The sequence below is a fragment of the Salipiger sp. genome, assembly GCF_048261495.1.
Taxonomy (GTDB): Bacteria; Pseudomonadota; Alphaproteobacteria; order Rhodobacterales; family Rhodobacteraceae; genus Salipiger.
In genome coordinates this window covers 651,493-670,846 of sequence record NZ_JBLXFX010000001.1, presented here as the reverse complement: position 1 = coordinate 670,846, position 19,354 = coordinate 651,493, and the positions used below count along the sequence as shown (strand labels likewise).

The 19,354-nt window shown below is 67.3% G+C and carries 17 protein-coding genes; 6 read left to right on the top strand and 11 right to left on the bottom strand.

Translation table 11 applies throughout. The annotated features are described in order from the left end of the window. Positions 1-82: 82 nt before the first annotated feature. Entirely contained in the window at positions 83-1,093 is a 1,011-nt protein-coding gene (locus ACN0RJ_RS03140; protein ID WP_417718394.1) for a ribose-phosphate pyrophosphokinase, read from the top strand. 25 nt (positions 1,094-1,118) lie between these two features. On the opposite strand, the gene ACN0RJ_RS03135 is transcribed toward ACN0RJ_RS03140, so the two are convergent. The 8 genes from ACN0RJ_RS03135 to ACN0RJ_RS03100 all read right to left on the bottom strand — a co-directional run bounded on the left by ACN0RJ_RS03135 (position 1,119) and on the right by ACN0RJ_RS03100 (position 8,496). Next, entirely contained in the window at positions 1,119-1,469 is a 351-nt protein-coding gene (locus ACN0RJ_RS03135) for an H-type lectin domain-containing protein (protein ID WP_417718395.1), read from the bottom strand. Between the two features lie 105 nt (positions 1,470-1,574). Then, positions 1,575-2,243 (bottom strand): MarC family protein, encoded by a 669-nt coding sequence (locus ACN0RJ_RS03130; RefSeq protein WP_417718396.1) that lies wholly within the window; start codon positions 2,241-2,243, stop codon positions 1,575-1,577. A 211-nt stretch (positions 2,244-2,454) separates the two neighbouring features. Then, on the bottom strand, positions 2,455-2,892 hold the full coding sequence (locus tag ACN0RJ_RS03125; RefSeq protein ID WP_417718397.1) for a F0F1 ATP synthase subunit epsilon: 438 nt from the start codon (positions 2,890-2,892) through the stop codon (positions 2,455-2,457). A 56-nt stretch (positions 2,893-2,948) separates the two neighbouring features. Then, a complete protein-coding gene (gene atpD / locus ACN0RJ_RS03120; RefSeq protein ID WP_417718398.1) occupies positions 2,949-4,373 on the bottom strand; it encodes a F0F1 ATP synthase subunit beta in 1,425 nt (474 codons plus the stop codon). A 16-nt stretch (positions 4,374-4,389) separates the two neighbouring features. Next, positions 4,390-5,271 (bottom strand): F0F1 ATP synthase subunit gamma, encoded by an 882-nt coding sequence (locus ACN0RJ_RS03115; protein WP_417718399.1) that lies wholly within the window; start codon positions 5,269-5,271, stop codon positions 4,390-4,392. Positions 5,272-5,283: 12 nt separating this feature from the next. After that, entirely contained in the window at positions 5,284-6,822 is a 1,539-nt protein-coding gene (atpA, locus tag ACN0RJ_RS03110; protein WP_417718400.1) for a F0F1 ATP synthase subunit alpha, read from the bottom strand. Further along, the gene (locus ACN0RJ_RS03105) at positions 6,823-7,389 is read right to left on the bottom strand and encodes a F0F1 ATP synthase subunit delta (protein WP_417718401.1); all 567 of its coding nucleotides are present in this window, start codon (positions 7,387-7,389) and stop codon (positions 6,823-6,825) included. A gap of 357 nt (positions 7,390-7,746) precedes the next feature. Beyond that, a complete protein-coding gene (locus ACN0RJ_RS03100; RefSeq protein ID WP_417718402.1) occupies positions 7,747-8,496 on the bottom strand; it encodes a class I SAM-dependent methyltransferase in 750 nt (249 codons plus the stop codon). Between the two features lie 62 nt (positions 8,497-8,558). Here ACN0RJ_RS03100 and gloB point away from each other — a divergent pair, with 62 nt between their 5' ends. The 3 genes from gloB (at position 8,559) to ACN0RJ_RS03085 (ending at position 12,755) form a co-directional block, all read left to right on the top strand. Continuing rightward, positions 8,559-9,320 carry a hydroxyacylglutathione hydrolase gene (gloB, locus tag ACN0RJ_RS03095; protein ID WP_417718403.1) on the top strand — a complete coding sequence of 254 codons (762 nt, stop codon included), beginning with the start codon at positions 8,559-8,561 and terminating at the stop codon, positions 9,318-9,320. A gap of 151 nt (positions 9,321-9,471) precedes the next feature. After that, the gene (gene clpA, locus ACN0RJ_RS03090; protein WP_417718404.1) at positions 9,472-11,799 is read left to right on the top strand and encodes an ATP-dependent Clp protease ATP-binding subunit ClpA; all 2,328 of its coding nucleotides are present in this window, start codon (positions 9,472-9,474) and stop codon (positions 11,797-11,799) included. Then, positions 11,799-12,755: a M23 family metallopeptidase gene (locus ACN0RJ_RS03085; RefSeq protein ID WP_417723372.1), complete on the top strand. Its 957-nt coding sequence runs from the start codon at positions 11,799-11,801 to the stop codon at positions 12,753-12,755. The genes clpA and ACN0RJ_RS03085 overlap by 1 nt, the downstream gene beginning before the upstream one ends. Before the next feature lie 12 nt (positions 12,756-12,767). Here ACN0RJ_RS03085 and ACN0RJ_RS03080 read toward each other — a convergent pair whose 3' ends face one another. Genes ACN0RJ_RS03080 through ACN0RJ_RS03070 form a run of 3 tightly spaced genes read right to left on the bottom strand, consistent with a single transcriptional unit; the run spans position 12,768 to position 16,827 of the window. After that, positions 12,768-15,014, bottom strand: a complete 2,247-nt coding sequence (locus tag ACN0RJ_RS03080) for a peptidoglycan -binding protein (protein WP_417723371.1) — start codon at positions 15,012-15,014, stop codon at positions 12,768-12,770. A 3-nt stretch (positions 15,015-15,017) separates the two neighbouring features. Beyond that, a complete protein-coding gene (locus tag ACN0RJ_RS03075; protein WP_417718407.1) occupies positions 15,018-16,229 on the bottom strand; it encodes a biopolymer transporter ExbB in 1,212 nt (403 codons plus the stop codon). A gap of 58 nt (positions 16,230-16,287) precedes the next feature. Further along, the gene (locus tag ACN0RJ_RS03070) at positions 16,288-16,827 is read right to left on the bottom strand and encodes a gamma-glutamylcyclotransferase (protein WP_417718816.1); all 540 of its coding nucleotides are present in this window, start codon (positions 16,825-16,827) and stop codon (positions 16,288-16,290) included. A 65-nt stretch (positions 16,828-16,892) separates the two neighbouring features. Here ACN0RJ_RS03070 and ACN0RJ_RS03065 point away from each other — a divergent pair, with 65 nt between their 5' ends. Both ACN0RJ_RS03065 and ACN0RJ_RS03060 read left to right on the top strand, forming a co-directional pair. Then, complete coding sequence (locus ACN0RJ_RS03065; protein WP_417723370.1) at positions 16,893-17,849, top strand: DUF2125 domain-containing protein; 957 nt, start codon at positions 16,893-16,895, stop codon at positions 17,847-17,849. Between the two features lie 64 nt (positions 17,850-17,913). Continuing rightward, the gene (locus ACN0RJ_RS03060; RefSeq protein ID WP_417723369.1) at positions 17,914-19,188 is read left to right on the top strand and encodes an acetylornithine deacetylase/succinyl-diaminopimelate desuccinylase family protein; all 1,275 of its coding nucleotides are present in this window, start codon (positions 17,914-17,916) and stop codon (positions 19,186-19,188) included. Positions 19,189-19,354 lie beyond the last annotated feature (166 nt).

Here is a 19,354-nt window from a genome sequence, read left to right as displayed (position 1 = left end):
CAGCGTCTTTGCCCCACGCTAACCGCGTGTTAAGGCGGCTTCAACGTCACGATTCTGTCATTTCGCGCCGGAGCCCTCCCCCATGCCGACTGTCATCGAACCCAAGATCATCGCGGGCAATTCCAACCTGCCCCTTGCCCGCGCCGTGGCTCGGAGGATGTCCCTCTATCGCGGCATGTCCGTCGGGCTGGTGGATGCCCGCATCGAACGCTTCAACGACCAGGAAATCTTTGTCGAGGTCTACGAGAACGTCCGCGGCGAAGACATGTTCATCATGCAGTCGACCTCGCGCCCCGCGAACGACAACCTGATGGAACTGCTCATCATCGCCGATGCGCTGCGCCGCTCCTCGGCCGCGCGGATCACCGCCGTGATCCCCTATTTCGGCTATGCCCGGCAGGATCGCCGGACCAAGGCCCGTACCCCGATCACCGCCAAGCTGGTCGCCAACATGATCGCCGAAGCCGGGATCGAACGGGTGTTGACGATGGATCTGCACGCCGCGCAGATCCAGGGCTTCTTCGACATTCCCGTGGACAACCTCTACGCCTCGCCGATCTTCGCGCTCGACATTCTCGAACAGTTCAAGGGGTCGCTCGACGACGTCATGGTGGTGTCGCCCGACGTCGGCGGCGTGGCCCGTGCCCGCGAACTGGCCAAGCGGATCAACGCGCCGCTGTCGATCGTGGACAAGCGCCGCGAGAAGGCCGGCGAAGTGGCCGAGATGACCGTGATCGGCGATGTCACCGGCAAGAAGTGCATCATCGTCGACGACATGTGCGACACCGCCGGAACGCTCTGCAAGGCGGCCGAGATCCTGCTGAACCACGGCGCGACCGAGGTGCATGCCTACATCACCCACGGCGTTCTCTCCGGCCCCGCGGTCGAGCGGGTCAAGGCCTCGGTGATGAAGTCGCTGGTCATCACCGACAGCATCGCCGCGACCGAAGAGGTGGCCGCCGCCGCGAACATCCGGGTCGTGCCGACCGCGCCGATGTTCGCCCAGGCGATCCTGAACATCTGGAACGGCACCTCGGTCTCGTCCCTGTTCGAGACGGAAACGCTCGGCCCGATCTACGAAGGCATTCTCTGACGGTGCGCCGGGGGGCGGCCGGGGCCTAGTCGAGGTCCCAGTCGTCCTCGTCCCCGACCTCGCCTATGGCGAACCATGCGACCCGGACCCGCGCCACGCGCGTGTCCGACCAGGTGCGGAAGACCAGGTCGAACCCGGTCTCGGTCACCTGTTCGGCCTGAAGGTCGGCACGGACATTCGCCTCGCTGTCCATGTCCCAGAGCGACAGCGAGACCTGAACCGAAGGCACGGTGGTGAAGCTGTCCGAAAACGCGATCCTCCTGCGACGCTCGCGCGCCCCCGAGCCCGTCCACATCTCGCCGCCGTTGGCGAAGTCGGAAAACAGCTCCTCGTTTCCCTGATCCACCCCGATCCGCGATGCCCGCAGTTTCCTCATCCTGCCATCCGTTCCGTCTTCGCTCCCGTCGGCGCATAGTCCCCCGGGCCGTCGCCAAAGAAAACGCCCGTCACGCCCGCATGGGGAGAGTGCGGCCTTCCGGGCTCACTCCGCCGCGTCGAGCACCGACCCGCCGCCGTCCGACAGCCGCGCGATGCCCACCGCATCCATGCCGCCCAGCACCGAATCCACCGCCACCGTGGCGAGGATGATGCCCATGACCCGGCTGATGATGCTGGTCCCGGTCATCCCGAGCACGCGCCGCAGCTTTGCCGCGGCCAGCAGCAGAAGCAGCGTCAGCAGCAGCACGCCGATCAGCACGACCGCCGTCATGAGCTGGTCGGGGACCGAGGCGCGATGGTTGTCGGTCAGCACGACGATGGCCAGCATCGCCCCCGGTGAGGCGATCGACGGCATCGCCAGCGGAAACACCGCCCCGGCCATGTGGTCGCGTTCGGCCTGCTCGATCTCGCGCGCGGGCTTGCTGTCGAAGATCATCGTGAGCGCGAAGAGGAACAGCACGATCCCTCCTGCGATCTGGAACGAACCCAGCCGCAGCCCCAGACCTTCGATCAGCAGTTGTCCGCCCAGCAGGAAGGCCATGAGCACCAGCGCAGCGACCAGCACCGCACGGACGGCGATCTTCCAATGCAGGTGGGGCGGCACCCCGGCCGTGGCAAAGTAGAACACGGGCAGGGTTCCGATGGGGTCGATCACCACCGAAAGGGTGATGAATTCGCGCAGAATCGCTGAGACGTCGAATGAGGCAAACACGGGCGTTGATAGTCCGGACAGGAATGGCGGGATGATGCCAAGTCTCACGTTGCCCGCCGCTTCGCAAGCCATCCCTTCGCGCGGCCCGCCCGCGGAACGGCAAACGGGCAAGGACCCGCCCGGGACCCGCGCAGGCGCCCGCAAAAGCGCCCCCGGAACGGCAAAGGGCCCCGCCGACGGCAGGGCCCTTGCGATGAGGTCTGTCAGCCGATCAGAAGTTCGGCTGCATCGGGTCCAGCCCGATATGGGTGCCCACGGCCACCATGTCCTGAAGCAGCTTGGCCGCTTCGTCGACGGGGCCCGGCTCGTTCTCGGTGGCTTCCTTGACCTGCTTGTAGGCCAGTTCCGCTTCCTTCACGAGCGACTCGTAGGTCGCCTGGTCCATGTCGCCGTGCGGCACCGCCTTTTCGGCCAGGACCGTCACGCCACCGGCGCCGATCTCGGCAAAGCCGCCGGTCACGACGAACTCTTCGGTGCCCTTCTCGGTCTCGACCTTGAGGATGCCGGGACGCAGCGTGGTGATGGTCGGAGCATGGTTCGGCATCGCCGTCATGTCACCCTCGGCGCCGGGGATCGACACCGACAAAGCCTGCGTCGAGATCAGGCTGCGTTCCGGGCTGACCAGGTCGAATTGCATCGTCTCTGCCATATCTGTCTCCTTGAATTGCGGAGGGCGTCAGGCCGACGCCCCGCCGCAAGATGACCTCAGGCAGCCTCGGCAGCCAGCTTCTCGGCCTTGGCTTTCACTTCCTCGATGCCGCCGACCATGTAGAAGGCCGCCTCGGGGAAATGGTCGTATTCGCCGTTCACCACCGCCTTGAAGGACGAGATGGTGTCTTCGAGCGGAACCTGCACACCGTCGGAGCCGGTGAACACCTTCGCCACGTCGAACGGCTGGGACAGGAAGCGCTGGATCTTCCGGGCGCGGGCCACGGTCAGCTTGTCCTCTTCCGACAGTTCGTCCATCCCGAGGATGGCGATGATGTCCTGCAGCGACTTGTAGCGCTGAAGGATACCCTGAACCGCGAAGGCGGTGTCGTAGTGTTCCTGACCGACGACGGCCGGGTCCATGAGACGCGACGAGGAGTCGAGCGGGTCCACGGCGGGGTAGATGCCGAGTTCCGAGATCGCGCGGTTGAGAACCGTGGTCGCGTCGAGGTGGGCAAAGGTCGTTGCCGGCGCGGGGTCGGTAAGGTCGTCCGCGGGAACGTAGACGGCCTGGATCGAGGTGATCGAGCCGTTCTTGGTCGAGGTGATGCGTTCCTGCATCGCGCCCATGTCGGTCGCCAGCGTCGGCTGGTAGCCCACGGCGGACGGGATACGACCCAGCAGAGCGGACACTTCGGAGCCGGCCTGCGTGAAGCGGAAGATGTTGTCAACGAAGAACAGAACGTCGGTGCCGGACTGATCGCGGAACTGCTCGGCCAGGGTGAGGCCGGTCAGCGCGACGCGGGCACGGGCTCCCGGCGGCTCGTTCATCTGACCGTAGACAAGCGCCACCTGGGATTCCTCCAGGTTGTCGGGCTTGATCACGTTCGATTCGATCATCTCGTGGTAGAGGTCGTTGCCTTCACGGGTCCGCTCGCCGACACCGGCGAACACGGAGAAGCCCGAGTGCACCTTTGCGATGTTGTTGATCAGTTCCATGATGAGAACGGTCTTGCCCACGCCGGCACCGCCGAAGAGACCGATCTTGCCGCCCTTGGAATAGGGCGCCAGCAGGTCGATCACCTTGATGCCGGTCACGAGGATCTCGGACTCGGTCGACTGTTCGTCGAACTGCGGTGCGGGCTGGTGGATCGAGCGGGTCTCGGTCGCGTTGACCGGGCCCTTTTCGTCCACGGGCTCGCCCACGACGTTGAGAATGCGGCCGAGGGTGGCGTTGCCGACCGGAACCGAGATCGGGCCGTCGGTGTCGGTCACTTCCTGACCGCGGACCAGACCTTCGGTCGCGTCCATCGCGATGCAGCGCACGGTGCCTTCACCGAGGTGCTGGGCGACTTCAAGAACCAGGGTCTTGCCGTCGTTCTGGGTGGTCAGCGCGTTCAGAATCTGCGGCAGGTGGTCGCTGAACTGCACATCGACCACGGCGCCGATGACCTGGGTCACTTTGCCTTTTGCGTTAGCCATGTTTCGTCTCCGGTTCTTAGAGCGCCTCGGCGCCCGAGATAATTTCGATCAGTTCGCTGGTGATGACCGCCTGACGGGATCGGTTGTATTCGATCGTCAGCTTGTCGATCATCTCGCCCGCGTTGCGTGTGGCGTTGTCCATGGCGCTCATCCGGGCACCCTGTTCCGAGGCGGCGTTCTCCAGAAGAGCCGAGAAGATCTGGGTCGCGACACCACGGGGAAGGAGATCGGCAAGGATGCGCTCTTCGCCGGGCTCGTAATCGTAGACCGTGCCGTCGCCGGCCTGGCCATCCTCGGGGGCGTCGAACTTGGCGGGGATGATCTGCTGCGCGGTCGGCACCTGCGAGATGACCGACTGGAACTTGTTGTAGAAGATCGTCGCCACGTCGAACTCGCCGGCATCGAAACGGGTCAGCACGTCCTTGGCAACGCCCTGTGCATCGCCGTAGCCGAGCTTCTTGACCTCGCTCAGATCCACGTGACCGACGAACAGGTCGCCGAGATCGCGCTTCAGCTGCTCGCGGCCCTTCTTGCCGACGGTCAGGATCTTGACCGTCTTGCCTTCGGCCTTGAGCTTGGCGGCATGGACGCGCGCCAGCTTCACGATGGAGCTGTTGAAGCCGCCGCACAGACCGCGCTCGGCGGTCATGACGACGAGCAGATGCACGTCGTCCTTGCCCGTTCCGCTCAGCAGACGGGGTGCGGATGCGCTGTCACCCACCGACGCGGCCAGGGCCCCGAGCACCTTGTTGAAGCGCTCGGTGTAGGGACGCGACGCCTCGGCGGCATCCTGTGCCCGCCGCAGTTTCGCGGCGGCCACCATCTGCATGGCCTTGGTGATCTTGCGGGTCGATTTGACCGACGCGATCCGGTTTTTCAGGTCCTTGAGGTTGGGCATTTTTCCCCCCTCTTACGCGAAGTCGGCGGCGAATTCGTCCAGCGCAGCCTTGAGCTTGTCCGCCGCATCGCCCTTGATCTTGGGATCTTCGGTGGCAATCCAGTCGAGCAGGTCTTTCTTCTTGCCACGCAGGAAGGCCAGCAGCGCGGCCTCGTAGCGGCCGACGTCCTTGACCGGAACCTTGTCGAGGTAGCCGTTGGTGCCGGCGAAGATGACGCAGACGATTTCCGAGTTGGTGAGCGGCGAATACTGCGGCTGCTTCATCAGCTCGGTCAGACGCGCGCCACGGGCCAGCAGGCGCTGGGTCGAGGCGTCGAGGTCGGAACCGAACTGCGCGAAGGCCGCCATCTCGCGGTACTGGGCGAGCGACAGTTTCACCGGACCGGCGACCGAGGACATCGCCTTGGTCTGAGCGGACGAACCGACGCGCGACACCGACAGACCGGTGTTCACGGCGGGGCGGATGCCCTGGAAGAACAGTTCGGTCTCGAGGAAGATCTGGCCGTCGGTGATCGAGATCACGTTGGTCGGAATGAAGGCCGAAACGTCACCGCCCTGGGTTTCGATGATCGGCAGCGCCGTCAGCGAACCTGCGCCGTGATCTTCGTTCAGCTTTGCCGAACGCTCGAGCAGGCGCGAGTGGAGGTAGAACACGTCGCCCGGATAGGCTTCGCGGCCCGGCGGACGGCGCAGGAGCAGCGACATCTGGCGGTAGGACACGGCCTGCTTGGACAGGTCATCATAGATGATGAGGGCGTGCTTGCCGTTGTCGCGGAAGTACTCGGCCATCGCGGTCGCGGTATAGGGCGCGAGGTACTGCATCGGCGCGGGGTCGGACGCGGTCGCGGCGACGACGATGGAATAGTCGATGGCGCCGGTCGCTTCGAGACGCTTCACCAGCTGCGCCACGGTCGAGCGCTTCTGGCCGATGGCGACGTAGACGCAGTAGAGCTTCTTGCTCTCGTCGTCGCCGGCGGCATCGTTGTAGGACTTCTGGTTCAGGATGGCATCGAGCGCGATGGCGGTCTTGCCGGTCTGACGGTCGCCGATGATCAGTTCGCGCTGACCGCGGCCGATCGGGATCATCGCGTCCACGGCCTTGAGGCCGGTCGCCATCGGTTCGTGAACCGACTTGCGCGGGATGATGCCCGGAGCCTTCACGTCGGCGACGCGACGCTCGGTCGTGGCGATCGGGCCCTTGCCGTCCAGCGGGTTGCCGAGGCCGTCAACGACGCGGCCCAGCATGGCGGGGCCTGCGGGAACGTCCACGATGGAGTTGGTGCGCTTGACGACGTCACCTTCCTTGATGTCGCGGTCGGAACCGAAGATCACGACGCCGACGTTGTCGGATTCGAGGTTCAGCGCCATGCCCATGATCCCGCCCGGGAACTCGACCATTTCGCCTGCCTTGACACTGTCGAGACCATAGACACGGGCAATCCCGTCACCGACCGAGAGCACGCGGCCCACTTCGGCGACTTCGGCGTCCTGCCCGAAGTTCTTGATCTGCTCCTTCAGGATCGCCGAAATTTCGGCAGCTTGGATACCCATTTATCCGACCTCTTTCATTGCATTCTGGAGGGAGTTGAGCTTCGCGCGGATCGACGTGTCGATCATCTTCGAGCCCACCTTTACGACGAGTCCACCGATGAGGCTTTCATCGACGGTGGTATTGATCTTCACGTCCGAACCGACCTGCGCCTTCAGCGTTTCCGCCAGCTTGGCGGTCTGGGCATCGGTCAGCGCGGTGGCCGAGGTCACCTCGGCCGTCACTTCGCCCTTTTCCGCCGCCAGCATCTCGCGCAGCGTGCGCACGAGCTGGGGCAGGACGAACAGGCGGCGCTTCTGGGCCATGAGGCCGAGCGTGTTCCTGAGGACGGGAATGAGACCCATCCGCTCCGCGACGGCGGCGATGGCATCGCCCTGCGCCTGACGCGAATAGACGGGAGAAGAGATGAGATCCCGCAGGTCGGCGCTGTCGCTCAGCGCGCCCGCGAGTTCATCCAGGTTGCCTTCGAGGCTGTCGAGATTGCTGGTCTCTTTGGCGATCTCGAAGACCGCCTTGGCATAGCGTGCCGCGATGCCACCGGAGATCGAAGCTGATTCAGACACGTCCACCCTTCCGATATGAGGCCCCCGTGACGCGCGGGGTTACCGGCATCCGGAGGCTATTGTCCCTGCCCTGACTGGCTCGCAAGGCGTCGAAATCAGCGCGGATGTAGCAGAGCCTCCCCGACCTCGCAACATGCTAACACTGAATTAAGACCCCTGTATCGCCCGCTTTTTGCGCTGTTAGCGCGGGGTGCGACCTTACGCGCAGGGCAGCGCCATGGAAACATGCAGCTTTTCGTCAGGAATTGCCGAATCCCCGGTGTTTTCCGGCCGGACGGCGGGCGCCGTCCCGGCTAGCGCTAACAGGCCGCGGCGGCGCCCCGGCCGCCTCCCGGCGATTCTGCGGGGCAGCGACCTGCGTGCTCAGACCTGTTCGGCGGGTTTGCCGGGGCTCGGCGCCAGCACGTCGAGCGGGCTCGGCACCCGGACCTTGCGGCCGAGGCCCTTGCGCTGCGGCGGGTGCCGCTTGGAGGCCAGCACCATCAGCACCCCGCCGGCCATCACCGCCGGAATGGCCCGGCCCATGCGCTCCCAGGCGGGGGCGGTCTTCATCCACATGCGCCGGTCCGACGGCGGCTGGTAGAGCACCGAGCAGTAGTTCTGCCGGATGAAGTCATGCGCCTTGAGCTGCGCGTCGAGCTGGCTCAGCGAATAGGGCCGGCCGAACCCGAAGGGCGTGGCGTCGGACCGCGCCCACAGCCCCGAGCGGTTCGGCACCACGAACAGCGCCTGCCCCCCCGGCCCCAGCACCCGGTAGCATTCATCGAGAAGCTCCGTCGGCCGTTCCGAATTCTCCAGCCCGTGCATCAGCACCAGTCGGTCGACATGGCCCGTTTCCAGCGGCCAGAGCGTTTCCTCGCAGAGGACCGAGACATTGGGCAGCCCCACCGGCCAGTGCATGACCCCCTGCGGCCCCGGCATCAGGCCGATCACCCGGCGCGCATCGCCGAGATAGGGACGCAGCAGCGGCACCGCAAAACCGTAGCCCGCCACCGTATGCCCATGCGCATCCGGCCAGAACCGGCGCACCTGGTCGCGCACGGCCCGCTGCGCCGCCCGCCCGAGCGCGCTGCGATAATAGAAGTCGCGCAGGGTCTTCACGTCCAGATGCATTGCAGCCCCCCGTTTCCTCCTGCAGGCTGGCACCACTGTGACAAAGCCTCGAAGGAAAGACCATGCCCGTGGAGATCCTCACCATCCCCTGTCTCGAAGACAATTACGCCTACCTCGTGGCGGGCCCCGAGGGGGTGTGCCTGATCGACGCGCCGGAACCCGGCCCGATCATCGCGGCGCTCGACGCGCGGGGGATGACGCTGGACGCCATTCTCATCACCCACCACCACTGGGATCACGTCGAAGGGCTGCCCGGCCTCCGCGAACGCTACGGCTGCCCGGTCATGGGCCCGCGCTCCGAAGAGGCAAAGCTGCCTCCGATGGACCGCCTGCTCGACGATGACGAGCGTCTGCGCGTCGTCGGCCTCGACGTGCAGGTCATCCCGGTGCCCGGCCACACCCTCGGCCACATCGCCTTTCACATGCCCGGCGCGGGCGCGGTCTTTACCGCCGACAGCCTCATGGCCCTGGGTTGCGGACGCCTGTTCGAAGGCACCCCGGAGATGATGTGGGACAGCCTTCGCCGGCTCGCCGGACTGCCGCCCGAAACGCTGGTCTGTTCGGGTCACGAATACACTCAGGGCAACGCAAGGTTCGCCCTGACCATTGAACCCGGCAACGCAGAGCTTAAATCGAGATCAGACGCCATTGCCAAAGCCCGGACAGAGGGACGGCCGACCGTACCCTGCAAGCTGTCCGAGGAACTGGCCACCAACCCCTTCCTGCGACCGCACGTGCCCGCCATCCGCGACGGGCTGGGCATGGCGGATGCAACCGACGCGGAAGTCTTTGCCGAAATCCGCGCCCGGAAGGATCGCTTCTGAGCCGCTTTTCACGTCACGTTTCGGCCACCCCGCCAAATGTGAGCGCCAAACGGACAGAAAAAACTTGAAGGATGGCCGGTATCGACCAAACTTTAACCGTAAGAGGCAAAGTTGGGCGTCAGAGCCCGGCGCAGACAAGAGGAGCACCCAAGTGCCTTCATTCTCGAACACCCTTGAGCAGGCAATTCACTCGGCGCTGGCGCTCGCCAACTCGCGCAGTCACGAATTCGCCACGCTGGAACACCTCCTCCTTGCTCTGATCGACGAACCCGACGCCGTCCGCGTGATGAAAGCCTGCTCCGTCGATACGGAGGAGTTGCGGACAACCCTCGTGGAATTCATCGACGAGGATCTGTCGAACCTCGTCACCGACATCGAGGGGTCGGAGGCGGTGCCGACCGCCGCCTTCCAGCGCGTCATCCAGCGCGCCGCGATCCACGTCCAGAGCTCCGGCCGCACCGAAGTGACCGGCGCCAACGTGCTCGTGGCGATCTTTGCCGAGCGCGAATCGAATGCCGCCTACTTCCTGCAGGAGCAGGACATGACCCGCTACGACGCGGTGAATTTCATTGCCCACGGCGTCGCCAAGAACCCCGCCTACGGCGAATCCCGCCCCGTCCAGGGCGCGCAGGAGCAGGAGGAAGAAACGAAAGCCGAAGCCCCCGAAAAGGAGAGCAACAAGGAATCGGCGCTGGCCAAGTACTGCGTCGACCTCAACGCCAAATCCCGCAAGGGCGATGTCGACCCGCTGATCGGCCGCGAGTCCGAGGTCGAGCGTTGCATCCAGGTGCTCTGCCGCCGCCGCAAGAACAACCCGCTGCTGGTGGGTGACCCCGGCGTCGGCAAGACCGCCATCGCCGAAGGGCTGGCGCGCAAGATCGTCTCCGGCGACACCCCCGAGGTGCTTTCGGAAACCACGATCTATTCTCTCGACATGGGCGCCCTGCTTGCCGGGACGCGCTATCGCGGCGATTTCGAGGAGCGGCTGAAGGCCGTCGTCACCGAACTCGAGGAACATCCCGACGCGGTGCTCTTCATCGACGAGATCCATACCGTGATCGGGGCCGGGGCGACCTCCGGCGGCGCGATGGACGCCTCCAACCTGCTCAAGCCCGCGCTTCAGGGCGGCAAGCTGCGCACCATGGGCTCCACCACCTACAAGGAGTTCCGCCAGCACTTCGAAAAGGACCGCGCGCTCAGCCGCCGGTTCCAGAAGATCGACGTCAACGAACCCTCGGTCGAAGACACCGTGAAGATCCTCAAGGGCCTCAAGCCCTATTTCGAGGAGCATCACTCCGTCAAATACACCGCGGATGCGATCAAGTCGGCGGTCGAGCTTTCGGCGCGCTACATCAATGACCGCAAGCTGCCCGACAAGGCGATCGACGTGATCGACGAGGCGGGAGCGGCACAGCATCTCGTGGTGGAATCCAAGCGCCGCAAGACCATCGGCGCCCGCGAGATCGAGGATGTCGTCGCCAAGATCGCGCGCATCCCGCCCAAGAACGTGTCCAAGAACGATGCCGAGGTGCTCAAGGATCTGGAACGGACCCTCAAGCGCGTCGTCTTCGGTCAGGACAAGGCGATCGAGGCGCTGTCCTCCGCGATCAAGCTGGCGCGTGCCGGCCTGCGCGAGCCCGAAAAGCCCATCGGCAACTACCTCTTCGCCGGGCCCACGGGCGTCGGCAAGACCGAGGTGGCCAAGCAGTTGGCAAGCTCGCTCGGGGTGGAACTGCTGCGCTTCGACATGTCGGAATACATGGAGAAGCACGCGGTCTCCCGCCTGATCGGCGCGCCTCCGGGCTATGTCGGCTTCGACCAGGGCGGCCAGCTCACCGACGGCGTGGACCAGCACCCGCATTGCGTGCTGCTGCTCGACGAGATCGAAAAGGCGCACCCGGATGTCTACAACATCCTGCTGCAGGTGATGGACCACGGCTCGCTGACCGACCACAACGGCCGGACGGTGGATTTCCGCAACGTGATCCTCATCATGACCTCGAACGCCGGTGCGGCGGAACAGGCCAAGGCGGCGATCGGCTTCAACCGCGACCGTCGCACGGGCGAGGATACCGCCGCGATCGAGCGGACCTTCACGCCGGAATTCCGCAACCGTCTGGACGCGGTCATCAGCTTCCAGCCGCTCCCGAGAGAGGTCATCCTGTCGGTCGTCGAAAAGTTCGTGCTGCAACTGGAAGCCCAGCTTCTGGACCGCAACGTGACCATCGAACTGACCCGCCCCGCCGCCGAATGGCTCGCGGAGAAGGGTTACGACGACAAGATGGGCGCGCGTCCGCTGGGCCGCGTGATCCAGGAGAGCATCAAGAAGCCCCTCGCGGAGGAGCTGCTGTTCGGCAAGCTCACCAAGGGCGGGCTGGTCAAGGTCGGCGTCAAGGACGGAGAGATCTCCCTCACCACCTTCGGCCCGGACAAGCTGCGCCTGTCGTCGAAGAAGCCGCCGCTGCTCACCGCCGAGTGATGCGACCGCTCATTGCTGCACTTTGTGTCTCCGCCGCCCCCCTCGCGGCGGAGACACCCGTTCTGGACCTGCCCATCGACTGCGTCCCGGGCAGGACCTGCTACATCGAGGATTACGTCGACCACGACCCCGCCCGCGGCCGCCAGCGCGACTTTGCCTGCGGGATCAATTCGCGCGACGGGCACAAGGGCACCGACATCGCCCTGTTGTCCTTCGACGCGATGGAGGCGGGGGTCGAGGTGCGCGCCGCCGCGCCGGGCACCGTCCTGCGGATGCGCGACGGGATGGTCGACGACTACACCATGCCCGGCGTCACCGACGACAACGCCTGCGGCAATGCCGCGATCATCGACCACGGCGACGGCTGGCAGACCCTCTACTGCCACATGAAACAGGGCTCCGTCTCGGTCACCCCGGGGCAGGAGGTCAAGGCCGGCGACCGCCTCGGGCTGGTCGGGCTTTCGGGCCAGACCACCCATCCGCATGTGCACCTGACCGTCTATCACGACGGCGCACTGGTCGACCCGTTCCGCCCGGATGCGAGCCTCGACAGTTGCGGCGACAGCGCGGGCACGCTCTGGGCCGACCCGCCGGCCTATTACAGGACCGGCCTCGTCACGGCGGGCTTCTCCACCTCGGTCCCCTCGCTCGCTGCGGTCGGCGACGGCTCGGCGCGGGTGACGGAGACGGCGCCCGACTCCCCGCTCGTGGTCTATGCCCATGCCGGTCACGCCGAACCCGGCGACGTGCTGACGATCCGCGCCCGCGACCCGCAGGGCACCGAAATCTTCCGGACCGAGGAGACGTTGACCGATCCGCAGGTCAGCCAGATGCGCGCCTTCGGCCGCAAGGCTCCCCCCGGCGGCTGGCCCGCCGGCGCCTATCTCGGCGAGGCGACGCTGACCCGCGACGGCACGGTGATCGCCCACCGCAATGCGCATGTGACCGTGGAGTAGGCGAAACCGGCGCTATTTCTCGGTCAGCTTGAGCTCGATCCGGCGGTTCTGGGCCCGCGCCTCCTCGGTCGGGGCGGGGTTGATCGGCTGGTACTGGCCAAAGCCGTTGGCCGACAGCCGCTCCGGCGGCATGCCGAGGAAATCGACCATGTAGCGCACCACCGACAGGGCGCGGGCCTGGCTGAGTTCCCAGTTGTCGGCGAACCGCGCGCCGGGCCGCAGGGGAATGTCGTCGGTATGGCCGTCGACCCGCAGCACCCAGTCGATTCCCTCGGGGATGGCGTCCATCACGCTGCGCAGGATGCCCGCGATCTTGGCGATCTCGGCCTCCCCCGCCGGGGACAGGTCCGCCTCGCCTACCGCGAACAGCACCTCGGAGGAAAAGACAAAGCGGTCGCCCTCGATCCGGATGCCCTCCTGGTTGCCGATCACCTCGCGCAGGCGGCCGAAGAATTCCGACCTGTAGCGCTCCAGATCCTTGGCCTGCGCCTGCAGGTCCCGGGCCTCGGCCTCCAGCCGCAGGCGCTCCGCCTCCTCGAGCTGGCGGCGGCGGCGTTCCTCGGCGGCGGCCCGCGCCAGCGCGGCGTTCAGATCCGAGCCCAGCGACTGCAGCTGCACGTTCGCCGCCGCATCCCGTGCCTTGGAATCGTCGAGCAGCGCCTGCAATTCCCCGAGTTGCGAGCGCAGCGCCGAAACCTGCTGGTTGAGCAGCGCCGACTGCCGTTGCGCCGCCTCCGAACGGACCTCGCTGTCGGAAAGCGCGTTGCGGGCCTGCGCCAGCAGCGTCGCGCGCTGCTCCGCCTCGGACAGGCGCGCGGCGGCACTGGCCTCCGCGGCCTTCTGCGCGGCCAGCGCGGCGGCCAGACGGTCGCGGGTTTCCTCGGCGCTGGTTTCCGCCGCCAGGCGCGAGGCCAGCGCCTCGGCCAGCCGTTCCTCGAGAGAGCGCGCATCCTCCGAGCGTTCCGTCGCCCGGGCCTGCGCCTCGGCCAACTGGCTGCGCAGGCTGGCGATGGTCTGCGCCTGCGCCCCGGCGTCGGTCAGGTCCTGCGTCAGCGCCTCGTTGCGCGCCCGCAGGTCCGCGACGCGTGCTTCCAGCGCATCCGCCTCGGTCACGCGGGCCAGCGCCTCGGCGAGGCGGGCCGACAGGTCCGAAAGCTTCGTCTCGCCCGCCGCCGAGGCCGCGCGCAGATCGGCCAGTTCCGCCTCCGCCGCCTCGCGACCGGCGCGGGCGGTGGCCAGATCGGCGCGCAGGGTGTCGATGGTCCCGGCCTGCCCGGAGGCGGCGGCAAGCTGCGCCTCGGCGGCATCGCGGGCCTGCCGGGTCTCCGCCAGTTCGGCGCGCAGGCCGCCCAGTTCCTCGCCCGCGACCAGCGCGGCGGCCAGCCGGGCATTCAGGTCGTCCTCCGCGTCGCGCGCGGCGGCGAGCAGGGTCAGCGTGTCCTCGGCGCGCTGCCGCTCCTGTTCCAGCTTCATGGTCATGGCGGTCAGTTCGGTATCCGCGGTCTCCAGCCGCTGCCGCAGGGCCTTTGCCGCTTCGGCTTCGGCCAGGCGCTGCGCCTCCTCCTCGGACAGCGCCGCTTCGAGCGCGTCGACCTTCGACGACAGCCCGCCCAGCGCGGTCTCCCGGTCGGCCGCCTTCGCGCGCAGATCGGCCACCAGCGCATCCAGCGCCTCGCGGCGGGAGGCGGCAAGCCGCGCCGCCTCGGCCTGTGCGTCGACCTCGTCGCGCGCCTGCGCCAGCGCGAGGTTCAGCGCCTCGCGTTCGGTCAGCAGGGCGGTGCGGGCCTCTTCCAGCGCCGTACGGTCCGCCGTCAGCTCCGCGACCGAGGCGCGGGCATCGTCGCGCTCCGACAGCAGCGCCGCGACCTGCTCCTCGAACGAGGCGATCCGCCCCGCGGCGGCACTCAGTTCCGAAGCCTGCCGGTCGCGTTCGGACGACAGCGCGGCGATGATCGACTGCTGCTCGGCGGCGCGGGTCTCGGCATCCGACAGGGTGGTTTCCAGCTCTCCGAGCTGGTTGGTCAGCGCGGTGTTGCGCCGTTCCTGCACGCCCAGCGCGCGGGCCAGTTCGGCAATCTCGCCGGAGAGCGAATCAAGCTTGGTCTCCTGCCCGGAGATGGTTTCCCGCAGCACGAACTGGATCACCATGAAGATGGTCAGCACGAACATCAGCACCAGCAGCAGGCCGGTCATCGCATCGACGAAGCCGGGCCAGATATTGGCCTGGAAACGCGACCCGGTGCGGCGGGAAAGCGCCATGGATCAGCCTTCCCCGCCCGGTCCGGCGGCGGGGCGCATCGGGCGGATCTTGACCGATTGCGACACCGGCTGCCGCGCCATCTGCGCGATCGCGCGGGTCAGCGAGGTGATGTCGGTGCGAAGTTCGGCCATGCTTTCCTGCCGCCCGGCCGAGATCTCTTCGAGAATGCGCAGCATCTGCACGTCGATCGACCGCAGCCGCATCCGGCTTTCCGCGTCCAGCCCCTCGGTCTCCTTGCTGGCAAGCACGTCGATCAGCCGTTCCTGCCCCTCCGCGATCCGCGCCAGCGAGGTGGCCGACGGCGCCGTCGCCTCCAGCCGCTCGGTCATCCGCTCGATGGAATCCGCAAGCTGGCCAAGGCGGGAATCGACCTCGATCCGTCCCTCCTCCGCCTGGGCGAAGAGGTAGTTCAGCCGCTCCATCTGCTCGGTCATCTGGTCGAGCACCATGCCCACGACGCCCATCTCGGACGACCCGTCGCCGTCCCCCGAAAGCGACAGCTTGGTGATCGAGGACAGCCATTCCTCCAGCTCCCGGAAAAAGCGGTTCTGCCCGTGGCCCGCGAACAGCTCCAGCAGGCCGACGACCAGCGATCCCGTCAGCCCCAGCAGCGACGAGGCAAAGGCGACGCCCATCCCGCCTAGCTGCCCTTCGAGCCCCGACATCAGGCGGGAAAAGGTCTCGACCCCGGATTCGCCGTCCTCCGGCGCGAGGCTGCGGATGGTGTCGACCAGCGCGGGCACCGTGGTGGCCAGGCCGTAGAACGTCCCCAGCAGGCCGAGAAAGATCAGCAGCGACACGATGTAGCGCGTGATCTCGCGCGCCTCGTCGATCCGCGTCGACACCGAATCGAGGATCGACCGCGTCGAGCCGGTGGTGATCTGCATCCGCCGGTCGCGGCGCCGCAGCAGCGCGGCCAGCGGCGCCAGCAGGCGCGGCGCCTGCGCGCCCGCGTCCCGGTCCGAGGCAAAGCCCTCGATCCAGCGCACCGACTGGATCAGCTGCGCCACCTGCCAGAAGCAGGCCAGCACGCCCAGCACGAAGACGAAGACGATGAACCCGTTCAGATAGGGGTTGGACTGGAACACCGGCAGCACGCGCGGCAGGGCCAGCACCGCCCCGGCGGCCGACAGCCCGAGCACGGCCAGCATCAGGGCGATCTGGCGGAAAGGCTGGCTGAAATGAGGCTCGGCTTCGAGGTCGGGACGGTCCATGCGGGGCACCGGGCACCTAAGTCGTTAAAGTCACGTAAACCCTAGAGACTCGGACCATTCAAGCCAAGCCGTTATCCACGAGCGCGCGCACGCGGGACGCCAACCAGTGCAGTTCCGCATCGGGAATGCCCAGCGCATCGAGATGCGCGGCGGTGTTGTAGAGATATTCCGTGTTCGGCCCCCGTCCGCCCACCGCGCGGGCGATGATCCGGGCCTGCTCCTCCAGCTCCAGGTCGCAATATTGCACGTGGTCCGGGTCGATGACGTAGGTGACCGTCTCGATCCGCGTGCCGTCGCTCAGATCCACCGGCAGCACCTTCTCGAGATAGGCGGACGAGATCAGCTCCCGCTCCCTCAGATAGGCCAGCACCGCGTCCTCGGTGCCCGGCGCGGCGCGCAGCGCGACCCCCTCGCAGACCGCCCCGGGGTGGGCGTCGAGGGCAAGCACCAGCCCCGGCGCCTCCGGCGTGCCGCGATGATGGATCGAGCGCATGCAGAAGCTGCGCCGCCAGTCGGGCAGACAGGCGGCGGCCTGCTCGGCCACCTCGAAGCCGGGGTTCCACAGAAGCGAGCCGTAGCCGAAGACCCAAAGCGCCATCATTCTGGTCCTTTCCTTTGCGCGGCTGTAAACATCATTGCGACCGTCCACGAAAGGGGTACGCAGTGAAACGTCTGGCAATTGTCGTGATCGTGGCGGGGCTTGCCTGGTCCGGATGGTGGGTCTACGCCGCCTGGTCCCAGCGCAGCGCGATCGAGGCCTGGTTCGCCGACCGCCGCGCCGACGGCTGGGAGGCCGGCTACGACGACCTTTCCGTCCGCGGCTTTCCCAACCGGCTCGACATCACCTTCACCGGGCTGACGCTTGCCGATCCCGACACCCGCATCGTCTGGGAGGCGCCGTTCTTCCAGATCCTGCAACTCTCCTATGGCCGGGGCCACGAAATCCTCGTCTGGCCCGACAGCCAGACCCTGACCACGCCGAACGGCCGTCACGAGATCACCTCCGAAGGGCTGCGCGCCAGCCTGATCCACGACGGCGACCTCGTGCAGCGCGCCACGCTCGAAGCCTCGGTGCTCAACATCGGCGGCGAAAGCCCCCTCGCCATGGCGGGGCTGACGGCGGCCATCGGCATCCTCTCCGATCGGCGCTACCACCTCGGGCTGCGCGCCGATGCGCTGGCGACGAATCGCGGCGACCTGATCGTCGACGGCGGCACCACAACGGACAGCGCCGCGCTCGATGCCGAAGTCGCGCTCGACGCGCCCCTGCGCCTCTCGGACACGCTGCCGCAACCGCGGCGGATCGACGTGAAGCTGGCGGAATACCGGGCGGGCAAGCTCGAGGTGAACCTCGCCGGTGCCGTCGACATCGACGCCGAGGGCCGTCCCGACGGCAGGATCACCGTGCGCGCGGTGAACTGGCGCGAACTGATCGGCCTCGCCCGCGAGTCGGGGCAGTTGCAGGACTCCATGGCCGACGTGCTCGAAGACGGGCTGACCCTGGTCGCCGGGCTCTCGGGCAACCGCAACACGCTGGATCTGCCGCTGGATTTCTCCGGCGGCAAGACCTGGCTCGGCCCGATCCCGCTGGGAGAGGCGCCGCGCCTGCGCCTGCCCTGACCGCGCGCCGGGTGCCGCCCCGCAACGGCTTGCGCCCGCGCCCGTTCGGGGGAACAGTACCGGCATGAGCGATACCCTGACCCACCGCCTGCACGACAAGCGCGACGATCTGATCGCGCTGACCCGGGACCTGATCCGCATTCCCACGCTGAACCCGCCCGGCCAGCACTACCGCGACATCTGCGAACTGGTCGAACGCCGCCTCGCCCCGCGCGGCTTCGACTGCACCTTCGTGCGGGCGACCGGCGCCCCCGGCGACAGCGACCGCTACCCGCGCTGGAACCTCGTCGCCCGCCGCGAGGGCCCGCGCCCCGGCGACTGCGTGCATTTCAACTCGCATCACGACGTGGTCGAGGTCGGCCAGGGCTGGACCCGCGACCCCTTCGGCGGCGCGCTCGAGGATGACCGGATCTACGGCCGCGGTGCCTGCGACATGAAGGGCGGGCTCGCCGCCTCGATCCTCGCCGCCGAAGCCTTTCTCGAAACCCACACCGATTTCGCCGGCGCGATCGAGATCAGCGCCACGGCGGACGAGGAATCCGGCGGCTACGGCGGGGTGGCGCATCTCGCCCGCGAAGGCTGGTTCGCGCCCGAGCGGGTGCAGCACGTCATCATCCCCGAACCGCTGGACAAGGACCGCATCTGCCTCGGCCACCGCGGCGGCTGGTGGGCCGAGATCGAGACCAAGGGCGAAATCGCCCACGGTTCCATGCCCTTCCTCGGCGATTGCGCGGTGCGCCACATGGGCGCCGTGCTCGCCGCCTTCGAAGAGCGGCTCTTTCCCGCCATGGCCTCGCGGCGCACCGAAATGCCGGTGGTGCCCGACGGCGCGCGGCAGTCCACCATGAACATCAACGCCATCCACGGCGGCCAGCCCGAGAATCCGCCGGATTTCGACGGCCTGCCCGCCCATTGCGTGCCCGACAGCTGCCGCATCACCATCGACCGCCGCTTCCTGATCGAGGAAACCGCCGACGGCGTGCGCGACGAAGTCGTCGCCCTGCTCGACGACCTCAAGGCGCGGCGCGAGAATTTCGACTACGAGATCCGCGAACTGAACCGGGTCATCCCCTCGATGACCGACCGCGAGGCCCCGGTGGTGACCACCGTCGCCCGCGCCATCCGCGACGTGCTGGGGCAGGAGCCGACCTATGTCGCCTCGCCGGGCAGCTACGACCAGAAACACATCGACCGCATCGGCAAGCTCCGGAACTGCATCGCCTACGGGCCGGGCGTGCTGGAACTGGCCCACAAGCCCGACGAATGGATCTCGGTCACCGACATGCTGGATTCCGCCGCCGTCATGGGCCGCAGCCTGGAAACCTTGCTGCTGCCCTGACGCCCCGGCGGCAGGGTCCCGTCCAAGGAGGTCTCGCCAGGGGGTCCGGGCCACCGCGTCCCGGCTCACGGCGTCCCGGCTCCGGCGCAGCGCGCCGCCCCCGCCCTTCTTCTTGTTGCAAATACGCACCCGAACCACCCCGGCCCGCGCCGCGCCGGGGTGGCAG